We start from the raw sequence: 2583 nt of genomic DNA on the forward strand, positions 1-2583 counted from the left end.
AATTCTTGGGATCTAGGGAAAATGTAGCAAGCTATCAATTCTATTTATCTCAAGGTTTTACTGTAACCAGTGAGCATACAGGACATATGAAATACACAATGAGTTCAAACACATAACAAATGCATCAACACGATTTGCTACATTCGGCATTCTAGGTTTCTTTTGGTTTACCGTGTTAAGTGGTAAATTTGGGCTTAATTTTGTGGGGCGCTCCAACCTAAGGCGATCTTGAAGTGATGCCTTAGACAGAATTTATTTGCTCATTTCTTGTCGATATAAAGCAATATCATTAACAGTCAATACTGGTAAATGATGTTGTTCAGCAAAAGTAATTATTTCTGGGGTTTTAGCCATTGAACCATCAATATTGGTTACTTCACATAAAACGCCTGCAGGAGTTAACTCTGCTAGTCGCATTAAATCGACTGTACCTTCTGTATGTCCTCGTCTAGTTAAAACACCACCATTTTTTGCCCTTAAAGGGAAAACATGTCCAGGTTTTGCAAGTTCATGCGGAAGAGCGCCATTTTTACAAGCGGTTTTAATTGTTGTTACTCTATCTGTGGCTGATACACCTGTAGTAACTCCTTTTTTGGCCTCTATTGAAATTGTAAATGCAGTTTGATTTGCACTTTCATTATGTTCAACCATTGGTGGAAGTTCAAGGTAATCAGCTTTATCCTCTGTAAGACATAAACATACAATACCGCTACAAGAACGGATCATTAAAGCCATTTGTTCTGAAGTTAGGTGATCAACTGAATATATAAGGTCTCCCTCATTTTCACGAGACTCATCATCAAGTAATAAAATGCCATTACCTTGTTGAACGGACTTTATTGCTTGTTCGACACGTTCAAAAGGAGAACCAAATTTACTAGTTAGTGACTCTTGGTTATGATTCATTACTACAAACTCCATACTGGTAGTTAATTAAAATTTTAATGACAAATTAAGAGATTAGATATTTCGTTTATCTATTTCTTACTGAATGATTGATAATGAGCTTATTACAATTTTAGTTACGTTATTACTGTAAATTATTACAGGTTGGATTTTTCACCAATTATATAAAAGGTATAACAATCGCATAAATACGATTTGCTGCATTCGGTATTCTTGGCTTTTAAGTGGTAAAGTTCAGCTTAATCAGCGTAGTAGCAAACGTGTTATGCGATGAAGTATCTACGTTAGTATTTCGCCCTGTAAAATATCACACCTTAAATATATAAAAAACATATATATTATTAATTCATTTTTGTGTATGAGGTGTAATATGCTATTAAAGACTGCTTGGGTTATTTTATTTTTTTTAATTTCCTCTTTGAGTTCTGCAAATGTTGACAATATTACCGGTAATGAAGAGGGGGTTATAAAGTTTGTCGTTAAAAATGAGTCAACTGAGCGAAATGTTAATATTGATAGCTATTGGAGTAATGAAATAATTAAACGAGTACCAAATTCTGATGTAAGAAAACAGTCAATTTTTACAATATCTAATGCACCGTGGACGTATGGTTATCTGACTATTAGTATAGATAATAGTCAGTTCACAATGGCAGTAATATCAGGATATGAAAATTTTACTCCAATAATTAAAGTGAAATTTGATGAAGGTAGCGTAACCAATAGTGAACAGTCTGTAACTGATTTCATTGGTACAGGTAACAGTTTTCCTTACATAGATAGTCTTATTGATTTACCGCTGTCTAGCTATTTTATTAACACAGAGTTATACGAAGAGAATGAAGAAATTTTTCTAGTAATGTGTATATCTGACAGCTCTACACATGATGAATGTAAATACCAAGATTAAAGCTAGATCGTAACAATAACAAATACATCAACACGATTATCTACACTCGGTATTGTCAGTTTGCCTTTAGTTTCAGTGATTAAGGAGTTAAAATTCAGCCAAGTATGAGTCGTAAAGGTAACTGTTGGTGTAAGGCTGTAATGGAATTGTTTCTCCGTCGACTAAAAGCCGAACTGACTTATACGGAAGATTCTCAGTCCATAAATGAAGTTAAAGCTGAGGTAACCTGTTAGATTTCACAGTAGAAATCTAATCCATATAATAATAAATTACAGTCATCGATTAGCAACGTAATGAGGTAAATAGAACCTGTTCCTGTCTATAACCTATTTTTGTTATGGTTCACTCCAACCGTAATGATTTTGTTTGGAGCTACTATTTTATTCTTTTAGTAAGAAGTTATCCTGTAAATAGTGGTTTTTTGGCCCAGATTGGCAGCTGGGCCACTTTTTAAGTATATGTTTCATTATATTAATCAGTGCAATCTCTTTTCTTTTATTATTACTCCTAGCTCTCTAATTTTTTAACTTTTAAAGACACCACTACTAACTAGCGCCAAGGAAAAGCCAATCTAGCCACTTTCGCTTGGATGATGCGGGAAGTGGAAATTAAAATTCAACAAAATTTTAAATAACTAGCGCTAGTGTAAGTGGTCACGCAAAAGTTATTGTGAATTTTTTGCCGTAATAATTTAATATGTTTTTGATGTTAATACTGAGGTCTTCAAACGTTTTGAACGCTTCACATGGTAACCATTCATATTTTAT

2 protein-coding genes and 1 pseudogene are annotated in these 2583 nt (G+C 33.4%); 1 reads left to right on the forward strand and 2 read right to left on the reverse strand.

The genetic code is table 11. The features are described 5' to 3' along the window. Positions 1-252: 252 nt before the first annotated feature. A complete protein-coding gene (gene ribB, locus BTO22_RS13850; protein ID WP_105055994.1) occupies positions 253-906 on the reverse strand; it encodes a 3,4-dihydroxy-2-butanone-4-phosphate synthase in 654 nt (217 codons plus the stop codon). A 370-nt stretch (positions 907-1276) separates the two neighbouring features. Here ribB and BTO22_RS13855 point away from each other — a divergent pair, with 370 nt between their 5' ends. Continuing rightward, positions 1277-1816, forward strand: coding sequence for a thermostable direct hemolysin-family toxin (locus BTO22_RS13855; RefSeq protein ID WP_105055995.1), 540 nt, complete (start codon positions 1277-1279; stop codon positions 1814-1816). 653 nt (positions 1817-2469) lie between these two features. Here the strand turns inward: BTO22_RS13855 and BTO22_RS13860 are convergent. Then, positions 2470-2583, reverse strand: a pseudogene (locus BTO22_RS13860) (IS630-like element ISVsa8 family transposase); the annotation flags it as partial.

Source organism: Aliivibrio sifiae, from assembly GCF_002954705.1.
GTDB lineage: Bacteria > Pseudomonadota > Gammaproteobacteria > Enterobacterales > Vibrionaceae > Aliivibrio > Aliivibrio sifiae_A.

What these genes read in the sequence shown, in the direction of transcription:
- ribB (WP_105055994.1), bottom strand. Translation starts at nt 906, where the DNA reads ATGAATCATAACCAAGAGTCACTAACTAGTAAATTTGGTTCTCCTTTT.
- BTO22_RS13855 (WP_105055995.1), top strand. Translation starts at nt 1,277, where the DNA reads ATGCTATTAAAGACTGCTTGGGTTATTTTATTTTTTTTAATTTCCTCT.